A 17,521-nucleotide genomic window follows, 5' to 3' on the forward strand; every position below is an offset into this window, starting at 1 on the left:
CCTCACCGGGTGATCCCCCACCGCGGGGCCAGGAAGTCGAGGCCGCCGCGCAGGCCCCTGGCGGCGACCTCCCAGGAATGGCCTGTGCCGGGGACAATCTGTTCCCGGACGGAAAACCCTGCCGAGCGGGCGGCGCCGGACAGGACGTGCAGGTACCCGACGAACTGGGTGTCCCGCTCGCCGGCGGCGAAGTAGGCGGCATTGGAGTCAAAACGCTGGTGCTGCATCAGGTGCAGCGGGGTCTGCCGCTCGAAGGCTCCGGTGTCGGCGCCGAACGACGCTTCCACCGTTTTGTGCCGCTCCTTGGCGAGGGCCGGTTCCGCCTCGCTCGAGAACGCCAGCGCCGCGCTGTAGATGCCGGGGTGCCGTGTCACCATCTGGATCGCACAGGTGGCGCCGAAGGAGAAGCCGCCGGCGGCCCACTTGCGCGGATCGGGGTCCACGTCGAGGGTGCCGCGGATCCAGGCCGGCACATCCTTGGCCAGGAAAGTATCGGCCTGCGCGATGTTGCTGTCCATGCAGAGCGTATTGCCGTTGGGGCTCCCGTTGGGATCGACCACCACCACCACGGGCGCCACGCCGCGGTGGGCTGCCGCGAAGCGGTCCATCCGGCTCCGCAGGGCGCCCCCGGTCAGCCAGTCGGCGGGGCCTCCGGGCTGGCCGGAGAACAGCACCAGCACCGGAAGCGCCGGGCGCGGGGAGGCCTGGTAGGCGGGCGGGAGGTAGACGTAGGCGTCCCGGCTGTGGAACCCGGACTCGGTGCCGGGGATGGAGGCTTTCCGGACCAGGCCGGCCGCGGGCAGGGATCCCGACGGCGTCCACCCGGCCAGGCTCGCGGGCCGCTCCCCCGGCTGCCGCTCGTGTTCGTCGGCGAGGCTTTGGATCCGCGCGACGGCGGAACCGGTGAGGTCGCCGACCGTGTGGTTCAAGCCGAAATAGGCGTTGATCTGCACACCGGAGAGTGCCAGGACGCCGGCGAAGGCGGCAGCCGCCGCCGTCGTGGGCAAACCGCGGCGGGCGGGCCGCGGCCGGGCGCGCCAGCTGGTCCAGGCCCGGTGCAGCGCCAGCAGCAGGGCGGCGACGGCAGGAACGGACCAGCCGAGGACCTCGGACGGGAGCACGTCCGGGAAGACGGGGACGGCGTACACCAGGAACCAGTGCACACCCAGGACGAGCGCTGAGGCAGGAACCAGGGCGGCGAGTGCGGCGGCGGCAGCGTGGAGTGCCGGAGTGCGCCTCCGGCCGCACGGCCAGAGCAGGTAGAGGGCGCCCGCGATTCCGGCGGCCCACGCGGCCCACAGCACCGGGCCGTCGACGATCCGGAGGTCCTCGGCGAAACCCACCGGAACTAGCGCCAGGTGCCGACGCCGATGACGGGCCCGGCCTCGAGCCAGGAGGAGAGCCCGGTGTAGGCGTCGAACCTCATCGCCAGCAAGACGTCCCGGCCCTCGTAGCGCAGTTCCACGATCACGGTCTCGGGCTGCACCTTGACCAGTTCGGATTCGGTCGGTTCACGCCGGCCCAGCAGTTCGAGGGAGCTGCGGCGGAAGGTGTGCTTGGGCCGCACGCTCAGCGAGGCAAGGCGGAACCACTCCAGGTCGTTGTCCTGATAACGACAAACCCCCATCTGCCAGCTGTTTCCAGCCACGCAGATGGAGGCGTCCACCGTGCCCAGGGCGCGCCGCAGATTGAAGCGGCGCACCCCGGAAAGGCACAGTGCAAAGACCAGCAACGCAAAGACGGTTGCCAGGACGATGAACGGAAGACCAGTAACGTTCATCAAGGTCGGGCTAGCGGATCCCCGCAGTAGCCGCGTCGCCCATTTGGGCGTTGTCAGCAACAATGACGACCCTGTTGTTGTCGACGGAGAAGAACCCGCCGTCGACGACTACAGCAATGCGGTCACCGGACACCGGCTCGATCGCCAGTTCACCTTCGGCCAGAATCGCCAGCAGGGGCGAGTGGCCGGGCAGGATTCCGATTTCACCATCGCTGGTGCGGGCCTTGACCATCTTGGCCGCTCCGGACCACACGAAGTGGTCCGCTGCGACAATCTCAACCTCAAGCTCAGCCATATTACTTGGTCTGTTCCTGGATCTTGGCCCACTGGCGCTCGACGTCGTCCAGGCCGCCGACGTTGAAGAACGCCTGCTCTGCGATGTGGTCGAGGTCGCCATCGCAGATCGCGGTGAAGCCTTCCACGGTGTCCTTGATGGACACGGTGGAGCCTTCGACGCCGGTGAACTGCTTTGCCGTGTAGGTGTTCTGCGAGAGGAACTGCTGGATACGGCGTGCACGCGACACGACGATCTTGTCCTCTTCGGAGAGCTCATCGACACCGAGGATGGCGATGATGTCCTGGAGTTCCTTGTTCTTCTGCAGGATCTGCTTGACGCGGACGGCCGTGTTGTAGTGGTCGTGACCGATGTACTGCGGATCCAGGATGCGCGAGGTCGACGTCAGCGGGTCAACGGCCGGGTACAGACCACGGGAAGCGATTTCACGGGAAAGTTCCGTGGTCGCGTCGAGGTGTGCGAAGGTCGTGGCCGGAGCCGGGTCGGTGTAGTCATCTGCGGGAACATAGATGGCCTGCATCGAGGTGATGGAGTGGCCCTTGGTGGACGTGATGCGCTCCTGCAGGAGGCCCATCTCGTCGGCCAGGTTGGGCTGGTAGCCCACGGCCGAAGGCATGCGGCCCAGGAGGGTGGAAACCTCGGAGCCTGCCTGGGTGAAGCGGAAGATGTTGTCGATGAAGAGCAGCACGTCCTGGTTCTGCACATCGCGGAAGTACTCCGCCATGGTCAGTGCGGACAGGGCCACGCGCAGACGCGTTCCCGGCGGCTCATCCATCTGGCCGAAGACAAGGGCGGTGTCCTTGAGGACGCCGGCCTCTTCCATTTCAACCCAGAGGTCGTTGCCTTCACGGGTACGCTCGCCAACACCGGCGAACACCGAGGTGCCACCGAAGTTGCGGGCAACACGGGTGATCATTTCCTGGATCAGCACGGTCTTGCCGACGCCGGCACCGCCGAACAGGCCGATCTTGCCACCCTTGATGTACGGGGTGAGGAGGTCGATCACCTTGATGCCGGTCTCCAGCATCTCGGTGGAGCCTTCCAGCGTTGCGAAGGCCGGAGCCTTGCGGTGGATCGGCCAGCGTTCGCTGATCTGCAGCTCGGACTCGGTCACGTCCAGGGGCTGGCCCAGCACGTTGAAGATGTGGCCCTTGACGCCGTCGCCGACGGGGACGGAGATCGGGGCACCGGTGTCCACCACGTTGGTGCCGCGGACCAGGCCGTCGGTCGCCTGCAGCGAGATGGCGCGGATGAGGTTGTCGCCGAGGTGCAGCGCAACTTCGAAGGTGATGGTCTTGGTCTCACCGTTGAGAGTAATCTCCGTGGTGAGAGCGTTGTAAATCGAGGGGATTGCGTCAGCCGGGAATTCGACGTCGACAACCGGGCCAATAACACGTGCAATACGGCCGGTGGCACCGGACGTTGCGGCTACGTGTTCGGTAGCAGTGGCAGTCATCTCTCTCACTTCACTCAGTAGATGGCGTGGGCGGTTAAGTTTGTTCTTTGGTGCAGGTACAGCTGGGTCCGTAGCGGGCCGGCTAGGACGCGTTCAACGCGTCGGCGCCTGCCACGATTTCGGAAAGCTCCTGCGTAATCTCAGCCTGGCGGGCAGTGTTGCGCAGACGCGTGTACTTCTTGATGAGCTCCGTGGCGTTGTCGCCGGCGGATTTCATTGCCCGCTGGCGGGCTGCGAGCTCGGAAGCTGCGGCCTGCAACATGGCGGCGAAGATACGTGACTCGATGTAGCGCGGCAGCAGGGCATCGAGAACCTGCTCCGCCTCCGGCTCGAATTCGTAAAGCGGCAGGAGCTCCGACTCGGAGGCGGCCTGCTCTTCGACGACCTCAAGCGGGAGCAGGCGGATGACCGTCGGCTCCTGCGTCACCATGGACTTGAAGCGGGTGTACACAACGTGGATCTCGTCGACGCCGCCCTCTTCGTAGGCCGTGGCGAAGTCTTCCAGCAGTGCTTCGCCGACTTCCCGCGCCGTCTCGAACTGCGGTGCGTCCGTGTTGCCGGTCCACACACGCTCGTAGGGGCGGTTACGGAAGTCGAAGTATGCCTGTGCCTTGCGGCCCATGACGTACGTCTTGACTTCCTTGCCTTCCTCGTGGAGCAGCTCGGTGAGGCCTTCGGCCTGCTTGAGCACGGTGGCCGAGTAGGACCCTGCAAGGCCGCGGTCGGAGGTGATGACCAGGACCGCGGCGCGGCGGATCTGCTCCGGCTCGGTCACCAGCGGGTGGTCGATTTCGCTCTGGCTTGCGACAGCAGAAACGGCACGCGTGATCGCGTTTGCGTAAGGCAGTGAAGCCGCTACGCGTGCGCGGGCCTTGCCGATGCGCGAGGTAGCGATCAGTTCCATCGCCTTGAAGATCTTGCGCATCGACGTCGTCGAGCTGATCTTCTGGCGGTAGACCCGGATCTGGGCTCCCATACTTATCCTTTCCTAAGATCCCGGTGGCCGGGACTGCCGGAACCCGTTGGGGTTCCGGCAGTCCCTGCCAGCGAAACTAGCGCTTCTGCTTGACGATTTTTTCCTGGTCGACCTTGTCCTCGTCGATCGGGGCGTATTCCTCGTGCCCCGCACCGACCAGGAAGCTGTCGCCCTCGCCGAAGAAGCCCTTCTTGAAGTCCACGATCGCGGTCTTCAGCGCCTCTGCCGTGTCGTCGTCCATGACGTTGGTCTGGGCCAGCGTCGTCAGGATGGAGGACTTGTGCTTGAGGTGCTCCAGGAACTCGGTCTCGAAGCGGTTGATGTCTTCAACCGGGACGTCGTCGAGGTAGCCGTTGGTGCCGGCCCAGATGGAGACGACCTGGTTCTCGACCGGGAACGGCGAGTACTGGCCCTGCTTGAGCAGTTCCATCAGGCGTGCGCCGCGGGTCAGCTGCTGGCGCGATGCCGCGTCGAGGTCCGACGCGAACATTGCGAACGCCTGCATGTCGCGGTACTGGGCCAGTTCCAGCTTCAAGGTACCGGAGACCTTCTTCATGGACTTCACCTGCGCGGCACCACCAACGCGGGACACGGAGACGCCCACGTCGACGGCGGGACGCTGGTTGGCGTTGAAGAGGTCCGACTGCAGGAAGATCTGGCCGTCGGTGATGGAGATGACGTTGGTCGGGATGTAGGCGGAAACGTCGTTCGCCTTGGTCTCGATCAGCGGCAGTCCGGTCATCGAGCCTGCGCCCAGTTCGTCGGAGAGCTTGGCACAACGCTCCAGCAGACGGGAGTGCAAGTAGAAAACGTCGCCGGGGTAGGCTTCGCGTCCCGGCGGGCGGCGCAGCAGCAGCGACACCGCACGGTAGGCCTCGGCCTGCTTGGAGAGGTCATCGAAGACGATGAGGACGTGCTTGCCGCCGTACATCCAGTGCTGGCCGATGGCCGAGCCGGCGTACGGTGCCAGGTACTTGAAGCCGGCGGGGTCGGACGCCGGGGAAGCCACGATGGTGGTGTATTCCAGGGCGCCGTTGTCTTCCAGCGTCTGGCGGACGGCCGCAATCGTGGATGCCTTCTGGCCGATGGCGACGTAGATGCAGCGGACCTGCTTGTTCACGTCGCCCGAAGCCCAGTTGGCCTTCTGGTTGATGATCGTGTCGATGGCGATCGCCGACTTGCCGGTCTGGCGGTCACCGATGATCAGCTGGCGCTGGCCGCGGCCGATCGGGATCATGGCGTCGATAGCCTTCAGACCGGTCTGCATCGGCTCGTGGACCGACTTGCGCTGGGTCACGCCGGGCGCCTGGAGTTCCAGGGCGCGGGTGGTCTCGGCCTTGATCTCGCCGAGGTCGTCGATGGGCTGGCCCAGGGGGTCAACCACGCGGCCGAGGAAAGCGTCGCCGACCGGAACAGACAGAACCTGTCCCGTGCGGTGCACTTCCTGGCCTTCTTCGATGCCGGTGAAGTCACCGAGCACGATGACGCCGATTTCGCGGACGTCAAGGTTCTGGGCCAGGCCCAGCGTGCCGTCTTCGAAGCGAAGCAGCTCGTTCGCCATGACCGAGGGAAGGCCCTCAACACGGGCGATGCCGTCACCTGCGGTTGTTACGCGGCCAACCTCTACGCGCTCTGCGTTTCCGGGTTCGTAGGACGCCGCGAACTCGTTCAACGCATTACGGACGTCGTCGGCGTTGATGGTCAATTCGGCCATCTGCAGTCCCTGCTCTCCTGTTTTCGTGATCATCGTTGCTCACGATGACCGGGGTTTCTTGTCGGTAAGTTGTGCTTGTCCGGCTAACTAAGCAAGCTGACGCTGGAGCTGGCCCAGACGGGCGAGGACCGAAGCGTCAACCACTTCGTCGCCGATCTGGATCCGGATGCCACCGATCAGTGCCGGGTCAACGTTCATGTTGATCTTCAGCTCACGGCCGTAGAGGGCGTTCAGGCCCGCCTGCAGACGATCAGCCTGCGCCGCCGTCAACGGACGGGTGACGCTGACCGTAGCAATCCAGCGCTGCTGGCGCTTGGCTGCAAGCTCGGCAAAACGGCTGACGAGCTTGGTGGCCTTGAGCCCGCGGGGCTGCGAAACTGCCTGTCCGATAAGGACTTTCGCTTCCTCGCTTGCGCCGGGCACGAGCTTTTCGGCGAGGGCAATCTTGGCCGCCGGGCTCGCTTGCGGCTCGGACAGAGCACGCTGAACCTCGTGGCTGGAGTCCACGGCGTGGTTGAAGGAGAACAGATCGTTCTCCAGCTCTTCCAGTCCGGTGATTCCCGAGGCAGAGACGGCCGACTTGTTTTCAGCAACGGCAATTACCACCGAAGCGGCAAGAGTCTCGAGTGCATCGCCGATGTCCCGGGCCGACGCCCAGCGCGAGCTGGCCAGCCCGCCCGCGATCTCCACAGCGTCGACGGAAACTTTCCCGCCGAAGAGCTGCTTGACCAGCGCCGACTTTTCGTCACCGCTGCGGGACGGGTCGGTCAGGGCACGGCGCAAGCCAGCCGAGCTGTCCACCGTTCCCAGGATTCCGAAGAGTTCCTTTGCCAACTGCAGCGAGGCGTTGGGAAGCTTGGCTTCCAACGCGACCAGGGCCGCCGTCAGCGATTCGCTCGATACACCTGCCATTACTTAGCTGCACCTGCGTTCTGGTTCTCCAGATCTGCCAGGAAACGGTCAACCACGCGGGCCGAACGCGCGTCGTCAGTGAGCGACTCACCAACAATGCGGCTCGCCAGCGTGGTTGCCAGCGTGCCAACCTCCGAGCGGAGCGACACGACGGCCGCCTGGCGCTCGGATTCGATCTGCGCGTGGGCCTGGGCGGTGATGCGGGCAGACTCTACGGCTGCCTTCTCCTTCAGATCCGCAAGGATCTGCGCGCCTTCGGCCCGGGCTTCCTCGCGGATGCGGTTGGCCTCGGTGCGGGCATCGGTGAGCTGCTGCTTGTACTCTTCGAGGGCGGCGGACGCCTCTGCCTGGGCCTGCTCGGCCTTGGCAATGCCGCCTTCGATGGCCTCGGCTCGCTCTGCGAAGGTCTTCTCGAACATCGGGACCACAAGCTTGATCACGATGCCCATGAGGACAGCAAAGCTGATGATGACAACGAGCATTTCCCAGATGTTGGGGACCAGGGGGTTAGCGCCCTCTGTGGCGGCTGAGACAATCAGCTGCTTCATAATTCCCGTCCTTATCTACTAGGTTCTGGATGTTCGCTTGTTCTGAAGTTCAGACTAGAGAACGAAAGCGAAGACCAGGCCCAGGATGGCGAGGGCTTCAGTCAGCGCGAGGCCAAGGAATGCGATCGGCTGCAGGACGCGCTGGGCTTCCGGCTGACGTGCCACGCCGTTGATGTAAGCGGCGAACACGAGACCAACACCGATACCACCGCCGATTGCGGACAGACCGTAACCTACGAGGTTGAGATTGCCTTCCATTTTTTTCCTTTCAAGATGCCATCTATGTGGCAGGTTGTTTGGTTTGCTTCATCCCCGCGAGGGGAAGATTTGGGAGCCTAGTGGCTGTCCGCGTGCAGAGCGCCTTCGATGTAGATGGCAGTCAGCAGGGTAAAAACGTAAGCCTGCAGCGCCATGATCAGCGCTTCCAGCATGTACATGGCGATCGCGCCAACCAGGACCAGGACCGAGGTGCCCTTCAGGAGCACGTTCTCCTGCATGACCAGGTACTCGATGCCGGAGCCGGCAATCATCACGATCAGGTGGCCGGCCAGCATGGTGGCGAACAGACGGAGGCTGTGCGTGACCGGGCGGACCAGGAAGTTGGAGATGATCTCGATCGGGATGACGATCGGAAGGATGTAGACCGGGACGCCGCTCGGAACGGTGGCCAGCTTGAAGTACCGCAGGCCGTTCTTCTTGATGCCGATCGCGATCCAGGTGACGTACACGATGCCGGCGAGCACGTAGGCCCCGCCGACGTGCGAGAAGCTTGGCAGCTGGATCACGGGGATGGCGCCGTAGATGTTGTTCACCAGGATGAAGAAGAAAAGGCTGAACAGCAGCGGGACATACTTCATGAAGTCTTTGCCGCCGATGATGTCCTTGGCGATGCCGTTGCGGACGAAGCCGTAGGCGGCTTCACCCGCGAACTGCAGCTTGCCGGGAACGAGCTGCTGCTTACGCGCAGCCAGCACAAAGAACGTGGCGATAATGACGACCGAGAGGATCACCAGCAGCATCTGCTTGGAGAATCCTTCGGCCGCACCCCAGGGCAGGATAGCCGGCAGGTGCATTTCTTCGATTCCAGGCGGCGTGAAAGTTCCTGAATCTTGGGCCGGGAGCGCAAGCGCGATCAACGCGTTTCCTCTCTGCAGTGTCCATCATTGGGCGTCGGTCGGGGACCGGCGACAATTACGTCGGCCTTTCCCCCTGTGAAATTATTTGGCATTACTGTTCCTCGTCCTGGGACGGGCCACCTGCAGGATTGTCTTCACCGGTTGATGTGCGCGAACTGGTGAGGCCATGCATATGAGAAAGATAGAACCCGCCCGCAGCTCCAAGCAGGGCGCCTGCGAGCACAATCCAGCGGGTTCCCCACAGATTATCCAGACCCCACCCTATCAAACTCCAGACGATGATTCCGCCAACAATGTAGCTGAAGACGGCGATTCCGGCGTTGTATCCGCCGTCGGTGCCGTCGCTCGATACACCGGGAGCGCCGTCGGTTGTTTTGGGGGTCCGTACCGTGTTGGCGGGAAGGTGGGGGCGCCTGTTTTTGCGGTTACGCATCGGTTCCGCCTTCCGGGGTTGCGGGGTCGTTGTAGATCTGCAGCCGTGCCTTGCCGAAGCCGTAGATCTCGGCCGCCTGCCAGAGGACGACCGTGGCGACGGCGCCGATCAGGAACCAGCGGCCCGACAGCCAGGCGGGCGCGCCAATGGCAAACAGCACCACGGCGAAGCCCACGACCTTGATGAAGTAGGTGGCAACGAAAAGGCCGATCGCCCCGGAGGAATGGTTGCGGCCGCCGAAGTGGCCGACCAGCAGGCTGATCGCGAAGAAGGCCATTACCAGCACGCCGCCGAAGAGGGCCGACAGGGCCGCTTCGGGTCCGTCAAAGAACAGCGCGGCGACCCCGGCCAGCAAAAGGGCGGCGCCCGCGGCCGCCGAACTGAGGGCGAGCAGCTTCAACCACAGCGAGGTGGTGGGGCCGGAGCCGCCAACGGAACCGCTGCCGGACGTGCGTCCGGACTCGGCGTTGGAGGTCATGGGATCCCAATCGTCGCAGGTGGTGAGGGCAGGAACGCGGCGACAAGCCGCTCCTGAATTCTACACGAGATAGAACATCCCTAGGCCACCGGGACGCGGGTGACCTTCGACCGGCGGCGGAACCGGCGGATCAGGTCCGGGGAGGCCAGGTACAGTCCCAGCACCAGCAGGCTGCCGGCCACGCAGAGGGTGGCGACGGGCAGCGCGGCGGTTGCCGCGGTGAAGCCCAGCACAATCACGGCGATGGTGCAGGCCGTGACGACGGCGGCCGATTGCAGGTGCGAGAAGCCGACGTCGGTGAGCCGCTGGTAGACGTGCTCGCGGTGCGACGCGTACCAGCGCTCCCCCGCCTTGATCCGGCGCAGCAGGGTGTATCCGGTGTCCGCGGCGTACACCAGGATCGGCGAGAGGACGTATTCAACGTAGACGCCGCTGAGGAAGCCGGCGACGGCGAGAGCCGCGATCGAGGCGCCAAGCAGGTAGCTGCCGACGTCGCCCAGGAACACCGAGCCGCGGCCCAGGTTCCAGGGCAGGAACCCCAGGAAGGCCATCGCCAGCACCGTGCCTCCGGCGGTCAGCCAGGGCTGCCCCGCCAGCAGACCGGCCGCCGCGTAGGCAGCGCCGGCGGTGACACCGTGCAGGCCGGAAATGCCGTTGATGCCGTCCATGAAGTTGGCGATGTTGACGTACGCCGCGATGGCCACGGCCGCCAGCGGCAGCCACCAGAGGGCCTGCGACGTCAGCACGATCAGCGCGGCGGAACCGGCCGCACCGATCCCCAACTGGGCAGCCGCGCGTCCCCGGATGGACAGGCCGCGGAGATCCTCGATCCATCCCACCGCGGCACTCGCGGCGATGATCGCCAGCACAACGGCGAAGACCGAGCGGTCCACCGTGACGAGGCCCGTGAGCACCGCGGCGAGGTACCCGATCGCGGTGGCGAGCGCGGCAGCCATGCCCATGCCGCGGATGGTGGCCTGGTGATGGGAGGAACGCGCGGAGGGAATGTCGACGACGCCCAGCCGGACCAGCCACGGCTTCACCGCGAAGGGCAGCAGCAGGCTGGCCAGCAGGGTGCTGGCGGCCACGACGGCGAGCGGCATCACGAGGCCACCCGGACGGGCCCGGCCTCGTCGGCTTCGTCGTCGGGGATGTCGGCGATGTCCGCGCCCTGTTCGGCTTCGCAGCGGGCCAGCCAGACGTTGAGATCCAGCTTCGCCGGGTCCTGCTCGGACGCACGGGTGTGGGAAATCTTTGGATGCAGCGGGCGCTGGTCCAATTCGCCGGTGCCGACCAGTTCTTCGTGCAGCTTCTCCCCGGGCCGCAGGCCGGTGTAGATGATGTCGACCTTCTTGCCGGACATGGCGATCATCCGCTGCGCGACGTCCAGGATCTTCACCGGCTCTCCCATGTCGAGGATCATCACGTCCCCGCCCGAACCGATCGCTCCGGCCTGGATCACCAGCTGGCAGGCTTCCGGAATCGTCATGAAGAAGCGCGTGACTTCCGGATCGGTGACCGTGACCGGGCCGCCGACCCGGATCTGCTCGGTGAACAGCGGCAGCATCGAACCGCGGCTGCCCATCACGTTGCCGAAGCGTACGGACACAAACGTGCTCCCGGTCTGGCCGGCCATCCATGCGGTCAGCTTTTCAGCGACCCGTTTGGAGTGGCCCAGGGCGGTGGTGGGGTTCGCGGCTTTATCGGTGGAGATGTTCACAAAGTGCGAGACGCCGGCCCGCTGGGCGGCGCGCAGCACGTTCAGGGTGCCGCAGACGTTGGTCTTCCACGCCTCGACGGGGTATTGCTGGAGCAGGGGCGCGTGCTTGAGGGCCGCGGCGTGGAACACCACTTCGGGCCGCCGGTCCTCGAAGATGTCCAGCAGGGCCTCGCCGTCGCGGATGTTGGCCAGCACGGTGTCGCGGCCGGCCAGCAGCCCGCGGCCGGTGATGGAGATCTGTGTCTGCTGCAGCCCGGTCTCGTCGTGGTCGAGCATGATCAGTTCGGCCGGGGAGAACTGGACGATCTGGCGGCAGAGTTCCGAGCCGATGGACCCGCCGGCACCGGTCACCAGGACCCGTTTGCCCTTGATGTAGCCCGCGATTTCGTCGACCTTGATGTCCACGGGCCGGCGGCCGATCAGGTCTTCGACCGCCACGTCACGGAAATCGGAGAATCCGTCGGGCGCGCCGCCGCCGAGCATGTCCCGCAGCGGCGGCAGCACGAGCACCCGGATGTTCAGGCCCGCCACGGCGTCCGAGATGCGCCGGACCACGGAGGCCTCGACGTTGGCGAAGGCCAGGACCAGGACCGTCGCGCGGGTCCGGCGGATGATCGCCGGGAGGTCGTCGCTGCGCCCCTGGACCTGGACGCCGGAGAGCCGGAGGTGCTTTTTGGCCGGGTCGTCGTCGATCAGGCCGACCGGGATGTACGGCGAGTCGGGGTCCTGCAGCATCCGGGTCAGGAGCGAGTTGCCCAGGAACCCGGCGCCGTAGATCAGGGTGTTCTGAGCACCGTCGCCGGGCCGGGTCTTGCCCTCGACGTAGAGCCGCTTGGCGTAGCGGGCGGCGCCCATAAAGAGGCAGGCGAACGGGAAGGCGATCAGGCCCACGCTGCGGCCGATGTTGATGGCTCCGTACACCACCAGCAGGGTCACGGTGATGGAGGCGGCCACGATCACCGTGACGAAGACGAGCGCCCTCGCCTCCTGGAAGCTGCCGAATGGATACCGGCCCCGGTACAGCGCCAAGGCGTAGCCGGCCACGATTTGGGCAATGACGGCGACGGCGGCGATGAAGAAAGCGCCCAGGAACTGTTCGGCGCGGATCCCCATCTCGTAGCGCAGCAGCAGGGCCAGGGCGATTGCCACGATCCAGGACATGGAGTCCAGGAACAGCTGGATCCAGATCCAGAGGGCGGGCTTCTCGTCCCGTACTGCGGCGGGTTCGCTCGCATCAGATTTCGTAGTCAACAGAGATTGCAACCGACTTCCACTACCACGGCGGCCAGGCGCCTGTTTCAAAAATTTCCCCGCCACACAACTGTCGGACAGCGGCAGAGCCTAAAACGATACTAATCTCTTTCGCTTCCGCTGCCGGGGTACCCGTCCCCCGGGGACGGCAGCGGCGGCATGGGTTTCCAGCCGGTGTCCGCGAGGATGGCGCGCGATTCCCGCCATCCCTGCCAGAGCAGGCCAGCCCCCTTCAGGGTCCGTTCCACGACCACCAGGCGGACCAGTTCCTTCAGGTACGTCAGGGCCGTTCCGGCGCCGAACCCGAACCTGTTGAACTTGCCGTGCGCCCTCAGGTACTGCGCAACATGCCCGCGGTTGCGCATCACGTAGCGGCGGCTGAGGTCACTGGAGTCGTTGAGGTGGCGCAGGCCCAGGTCCACCTGGCGCTGCACGCGCACCTTCTTGATGACGAAGGCATTCACGTAGACCACCGGCGTCTGCTGCGCGGCGAGCCAACCGTAGATCAGGTCGTCCCAGGTGATGAAGAAGCGCGGGTCCGGCAGCCCGATGTTCCGGGCCAGGGGTGCCTTGATCAGCATGCCTTCGAAATTTCCCACATTGGTGCGGAAGACGTCCGAATGCCGGAACACATCCCGCGAGACCGGCAGGAAGATGCCCAGTGCCTCGACGAAGTGGTGCTGCCAGAAGAAGGGTTTGCCCTTGGCGTCGTAGCGGCGGCCGATCAGGCAGGAATACTCCGGGGTAAACCTGTCCAGCGCCTCCACCGCCCCGGGGAGCACCTCGACGTCGTCGTCCATCAGCCAGAGCCACTCGGCACCGGACTCCAGCGCCAGTTCGACGCCGCGGGAGAAACCCCCGGCACCGCCGGCATTGACGCTCAACCGCTCGTACTGGATGGGTGTCCCGCCGGCGGCGCTGGCCCGCGCGACGACGTCGGCGGTGTGGTCGGTGCTCGCGTTGTCCACCACGAGGATCCGCGCCGGGCGGGTGCTGAGGCGGTCAAAGGAATCCAGCAGGTTCTGCAGGAAGTCGGCCCGGTTGTAGGTGACAACGACGGCGTACAGGTTCTCCACGGCGGCCTAGGTGTTGGTGGACATCAGTTGCGCGGGTGAGCCGAAGCCCTTGCCGCGGAAGCCGGTGGAATAGGCGCTGAACCAGTGCGCCAGGCCTTTGAGGTCCCCGGTCTTGAGGAAGTAGTACGGGAAGCCGACGATGTCCGCCCCGAACCAGCGCAGGTTCCGGTACTTGCGGGTCAGGTAGGCCCGGTTGCGGAAGTAGCAGTACCGCTTGAACTCCCCCTCCGGGATGACCGGGGTGATGAAGCCGCCGAAGACCGGTTTCATCTCGGTCCAGGTGGCGGGGTGCTGCACGGCCACGGTGGCCAGGGTTCCGTACTTCAGTCCGGCCTTCTTGACGCGCGAGAGGAAGTCGACTTCGTCGCCGCGGATGAAGAACTTCACATCCGGAATGCCGATCTTGTAGAAGACCTCGGTGCGGATCAGGGCGCCGTTGAAGAAGTGCACCATGTCCGGCAGGAATCCCATCGGGGCGAGCCTCGCGCGTTCGTTGGTCAGCAGCCCGTTGATCCTGAAGTTGAAGGAGAGCCGGTTGGGGTCGGCCGTGGCGGCCACGAGCGGGCTGACAATGTCCAGCTGGTGTTCCTTTGCCGTCTTGAGCAGCTCGGCGAGGCAGCTGGCGTCCTCGGGGTGGCCGTCGTCGTCCATCATCCAGATCCACTCGGCGCCGCTGGCCATGGCGGCCAGGATCGCGTAGGCGAACCCGCCGGCGCCGCCGAGGTTGGCCTCGGAGCGCAGGTAGTTGATGTTCGCTCCCCCGGCGCTGACGACGTCGGTGGCCGGAACGGTGCCGGAGTCCACGAGGGCAATCGAATGGATGGGGGCCGTCTGGGCCGCCAGCCCCTTCAGGAGGAGGGCAAGTTCCTCATGGCGGTCGAACGTTACTGCCGCGACGGCGACTTTTGGCTGCATGTCAGTTCTCCGGGGACTCGTCGGCGGCGGTGGGGCCGCTGCCGCCGGGGGTGTCCCCGTCGGCGGGGGCGGCCGGCTCTTCGCCGGCTCCCAGCACGTCCGGCACTACTTCACGCAGGCGTTCAAGGCTGATGGCTCCCTGGCGGACCACGCGCAGCGGCAGGGCCGTGGCGTCGATAATCGTGGACGGGTCGGCACCGTTTCCGTCGACCGGCCGGTGGCCGGCTTCGAGGTAGACTTCCACCGACTCCGCCAGCTGCGCTTCGGCGTCGGCGGCGTTCTGCGCGGCGGGCTGGCCGGTACGGTTCGCGGAGGAAACCGCCAGCGGCCCGGTGAGGGTGAGCAGGTCCTGGGCCACTTCATCGTCCGGCAGGCGCAGGGCGACGGTGCCCTTGGTCTCGCCCAGATCCCAGTCGAGGGAGGGCTGCGCGTGCAGGATCAGGGTCAATCCCCCGGGCCAGAACGCTTCGGCCAGGCGGCGGGCTTCGGCGGGGACGTCGGTGGCGAGGCCGTCCAGGGCGTTCAGCCTGGGGATCAGCACCGGCGGGGGCATCTGCCGGCTACGTCCTTTGGCGGCGAGCAACAGTGTTACGGCCTGCGGCGAGAACGCGTCGGCGGCGATCCCGTAGACGGTGTCGGTCGGCAGGACCACACACTTTTGTTCCCGGATCGCCCGCTGGGCGTGTTCAAGTCCTGCGGCGCGCTGCTCCGCGTCGGCGCAATCGTAGCTAGTCGTCACTGGCCTATCCTTTCATCACTGCGGGCATCGGTTTCGCGGACGGCGCTCGTGGCGCGTTCGCGGCCGTTGAGATCCAGGTGTGTCGCCACCTGTGACCAGAGGCCGGAGCGTTCCAGCATCGCGGCGATCCAGCCGGCCTGCACCTCGGCGTGTTCCATCACGAAGTAGCCGCCCGGTACCAGCAGCCGGGCCGCAGAGGCCGCCGCCGCCGTCGGGAGTTCCATGCCGTCCGCTCCCCCGCCGTAGAGCGCCTCCGGCGGATCGTGCAGCGCCACCTCGGGTTCGTTGGGGACCGCCTCGGCGGGAATGTAAGGCGGGTTGGACACGACGACGTCGAAGCTGCCGTTGTGTTCGGGCAGCGCGTCGCGCAGGTCGCCGCGGACCAGGTGGACACCCAGCGGCAGCAGGTTCTTCGCCGCCCAGGCGTGCGCGAACTCGCTGAACTCCACCGCATGCACCTCGGCGTCCGGGACCTCGTGCGCGATAGAGCCCGCAATCGCCCCCGAGCCCGTGCCCAGGTCAACGACCTTGGGCCGCGCCGACGGTGCACTGTCCTTGAGCCAGTCGACCACCAGCTGCACCACGGATTCGGTCTCCGGGCGCGGGATGAACACGCCGGGACCGACCGCCAGTTCCAGGTAGCGGAAGTGCGCCACACCGGTGATGTGCTGCAGCGGGGTCCGCTGCGCGCGCTCGGCGACGAGTTCGGCGTAGCCGGCCGGCGCAGGCGTGTCCCCCAGCGCCAGGGCGCGGAGCCGGCCCGGGCCGACGCCGAGCAAGTGGCCGGCGAGCAGTTCGGCGTCGACTTTCGGGCTGGGCACGCCGGCGGCCGCCAGCACGGCGGTGGCCTCGCGCACGGCGTCGGCGAGGCTCAGCGCAGGCTCAGAAGTCATCAGGGTCGGGTGTCATCAGCGCGCAGCGTCCGTACTAGTCGCCGATGGCGTCGAGGCGGGCCTGTTCGTCCATCTCGATGGCGGACTGGATCACCGGTTCCAAGTCGCCGTTCATGACCTGGTCCAGGTTGTACGCCTTGTAGCCGGTGCGGTGGTCCGCGATCCGGTTTTCCGGGTAGTTGTAGGTGCGGATGCGCTCGGAGCGGTCCATCGTGCGGATCTGGGACTTCCGCTGGGCCGAGTTCTCGGCGTCGATCTGCTCCTGCTGGTGGGCCAGGATACGGGCGCGCAGCACGCGCATGCCGGCCTCGCGGTTTTGCAGCTGGGACTTCTCGTTCTGCATCGCCACCACAATGCCGGTGGGAAGGTGCGTGATGCGCACGGCGGAGTCGGTGGTGTTGACGGACTGGCCGCCGGGACCGGAGGAACGGTAGACGTCGATCTTGAGGTCGTTCTGGTTGATTTCCAGTTCCTCGGGCTCGTCCACTTCGGGGAGTACCAGCACGCCGGCCGCCGAGGTGTGGATGCGGCCCTGCGACTCGGTGACCGGAACGCGCTGAACGCGGTGCACGCCGCCTTCGAACTTGAGCCGGGCGTAGACGCCCTCGGCCGGGTCGTTGGAGTTGCCCTTGACGGCCATCTGGACGTCCTTGTAGCCGCCCAGGTCCGATTCGGTGGCCGAGATCAGCTCGGTCTTCCAGCCGCGGGATTCCGCATAACGGCTGTACATGCGCAGCAGGTCCGCGGCGAACAGGGCAGCCTCGTCGCCGCCCTCGCCGCCCTTGACCTCGAGGATCACGTTGCGGGCGTCGTCCGGGTCGCGCGGGATGAGCAGCCGGCGCAGCTTGGCGGCCGCAGTGTCCAGGGCAGCCTCAAGCTCGGGCACCTCGGCAGCGAACTCCGGATCCTCGTCCGCCATTTCCTTGGCCGCCGCCAGGTCATCGCGGATGCCCTCCCAGCGGTGGTAGGCCTCCACAATGCCGTTCAACTGCGCCGAACGCCGCCCCAACTTCCGGGCCAGCTTCTGGTCAGCATAAACAGCAGGATCCCCAAGCTGGGCCTGGATAGCAGCATGCTCATCCAACAGCCCCTGTACGGACTCAAACATTTCAAAACCTCTTTCGACTTGGAACCAAGTCTAATGACGCACGAAGCGGCAGGTGACCTGGTGGCCGGCGTCGCATATTTTTTGCCGGCCC

Annotated in this window: 19 protein-coding genes; all 19 read right to left on the bottom strand. The window is 65.9% G+C overall.

Going from position 1 to position 17,521, the window contains the following annotated elements; all coding sequences use genetic code 11:
* Window positions 1-2 precede the first annotated feature (2 nt).
* On the bottom strand, window positions 3-1,343 hold the full coding sequence (locus AC1MBE_RS03635) for an alpha/beta hydrolase (protein WP_479780960.1): 1,341 nt from the start codon (window positions 1,341-1,343) through the stop codon (window positions 3-5).
* 5 nt (window positions 1,344-1,348) lie between these two features.
* The gene (locus tag AC1MBE_RS03640) at window positions 1,349-1,780 is read right to left on the bottom strand and encodes a DUF2550 domain-containing protein (protein WP_479780961.1); all 432 of its coding nucleotides are present in this window, start codon (window positions 1,778-1,780) and stop codon (window positions 1,349-1,351) included.
* A gap of 10 nt (window positions 1,781-1,790) precedes the next feature.
* Entirely contained in the window at window positions 1,791-2,075 is a 285-nt protein-coding gene (locus tag AC1MBE_RS03645) for a F0F1 ATP synthase subunit epsilon (protein ID WP_104172348.1), read from the bottom strand.
* A 1-nt stretch (window position 2,076) separates the two neighbouring features.
* Window positions 2,077-3,531, bottom strand: a complete 1,455-nt coding sequence (gene atpD / locus AC1MBE_RS03650) for a F0F1 ATP synthase subunit beta (protein ID WP_138768903.1) — start codon at window positions 3,529-3,531, stop codon at window positions 2,077-2,079.
* An 82-nt stretch (window positions 3,532-3,613) separates the two neighbouring features.
* Window positions 3,614-4,507 carry a F0F1 ATP synthase subunit gamma gene (locus AC1MBE_RS03655; RefSeq protein ID WP_346959170.1) on the bottom strand — a complete coding sequence of 298 codons (894 nt, stop codon included), beginning with the start codon at window positions 4,505-4,507 and terminating at the stop codon, window positions 3,614-3,616.
* A gap of 76 nt (window positions 4,508-4,583) precedes the next feature.
* On the bottom strand, window positions 4,584-6,221 hold the full coding sequence (gene atpA, locus AC1MBE_RS03660; RefSeq protein WP_479780962.1) for a F0F1 ATP synthase subunit alpha: 1,638 nt from the start codon (window positions 6,219-6,221) through the stop codon (window positions 4,584-4,586).
* Between the two features lie 87 nt (window positions 6,222-6,308).
* Window positions 6,309-7,133: a F0F1 ATP synthase subunit delta gene (locus AC1MBE_RS03665; RefSeq protein WP_479780963.1), complete on the bottom strand. Its 825-nt coding sequence runs from the start codon at window positions 7,131-7,133 to the stop codon at window positions 6,309-6,311.
* The gene (locus AC1MBE_RS03670; protein ID WP_479780964.1) at window positions 7,133-7,681 is read right to left on the bottom strand and encodes a F0F1 ATP synthase subunit B; all 549 of its coding nucleotides are present in this window, start codon (window positions 7,679-7,681) and stop codon (window positions 7,133-7,135) included. The genes AC1MBE_RS03665 and AC1MBE_RS03670 overlap by 1 nt, the downstream gene beginning before the upstream one ends.
* 54 nt (window positions 7,682-7,735) lie before the next feature.
* Window positions 7,736-7,939 (bottom strand): ATP synthase F0 subunit C, encoded by a 204-nt coding sequence (gene atpE / locus AC1MBE_RS03675; RefSeq protein ID WP_009356484.1) that lies wholly within the window; start codon window positions 7,937-7,939, stop codon window positions 7,736-7,738.
* 77 nt (window positions 7,940-8,016) lie between these two features.
* A complete protein-coding gene (gene atpB / locus AC1MBE_RS03680; protein ID WP_346959167.1) occupies window positions 8,017-8,817 on the bottom strand; it encodes a F0F1 ATP synthase subunit A in 801 nt (266 codons plus the stop codon).
* 91 nt (window positions 8,818-8,908) lie between these two features.
* A complete protein-coding gene (locus AC1MBE_RS03685; RefSeq protein ID WP_479780965.1) occupies window positions 8,909-9,250 on the bottom strand; it encodes a hypothetical protein in 342 nt (113 codons plus the stop codon).
* The gene (locus tag AC1MBE_RS03690) at window positions 9,243-9,728 is read right to left on the bottom strand and encodes a hypothetical protein (RefSeq protein WP_479780966.1); all 486 of its coding nucleotides are present in this window, start codon (window positions 9,726-9,728) and stop codon (window positions 9,243-9,245) included. Before AC1MBE_RS03690 ends, AC1MBE_RS03685 begins: the two co-directional genes overlap by 8 nt.
* Window positions 9,729-9,808: 80 nt before the next feature.
* Complete coding sequence (locus AC1MBE_RS03695) at window positions 9,809-10,831, bottom strand: MraY family glycosyltransferase (protein ID WP_479782454.1); 1,023 nt, start codon at window positions 10,829-10,831, stop codon at window positions 9,809-9,811.
* The gene (locus AC1MBE_RS03700; RefSeq protein WP_479780967.1) at window positions 10,831-12,699 is read right to left on the bottom strand and encodes a polysaccharide biosynthesis protein; all 1,869 of its coding nucleotides are present in this window, start codon (window positions 12,697-12,699) and stop codon (window positions 10,831-10,833) included. Before AC1MBE_RS03700 ends, AC1MBE_RS03695 begins: the two co-directional genes overlap by 1 nt.
* Window positions 12,700-12,800: 101 nt before the next feature.
* A complete protein-coding gene (locus tag AC1MBE_RS03705; RefSeq protein WP_479780968.1) occupies window positions 12,801-13,775 on the bottom strand; it encodes a glycosyltransferase in 975 nt (324 codons plus the stop codon).
* Window positions 13,776-13,781: 6 nt separating this feature from the next.
* Window positions 13,782-14,690: a glycosyltransferase gene (locus tag AC1MBE_RS03710; RefSeq protein WP_479780969.1), complete on the bottom strand. Its 909-nt coding sequence runs from the start codon at window positions 14,688-14,690 to the stop codon at window positions 13,782-13,784.
* Between the two features lies 1 nt (window position 14,691).
* Window positions 14,692-15,429, bottom strand: a complete 738-nt coding sequence (locus AC1MBE_RS03715; protein WP_479780970.1) for an L-threonylcarbamoyladenylate synthase — start codon at window positions 15,427-15,429, stop codon at window positions 14,692-14,694.
* Window positions 15,426-16,322, bottom strand: coding sequence for a peptide chain release factor N(5)-glutamine methyltransferase (gene prmC, locus AC1MBE_RS03720; RefSeq protein ID WP_479780971.1), 897 nt, complete (start codon window positions 16,320-16,322; stop codon window positions 15,426-15,428). Before prmC ends, AC1MBE_RS03715 begins: the two co-directional genes overlap by 4 nt.
* 34 nt (window positions 16,323-16,356) lie before the next feature.
* Window positions 16,357-17,430, bottom strand: coding sequence for a peptide chain release factor 1 (prfA, locus tag AC1MBE_RS03725; protein WP_479780972.1), 1,074 nt, complete (start codon window positions 17,428-17,430; stop codon window positions 16,357-16,359).
* Window positions 17,431-17,521 lie beyond the last annotated feature (91 nt).

The organism is Arthrobacter sp. BG5 (genome assembly GCF_056680155.1).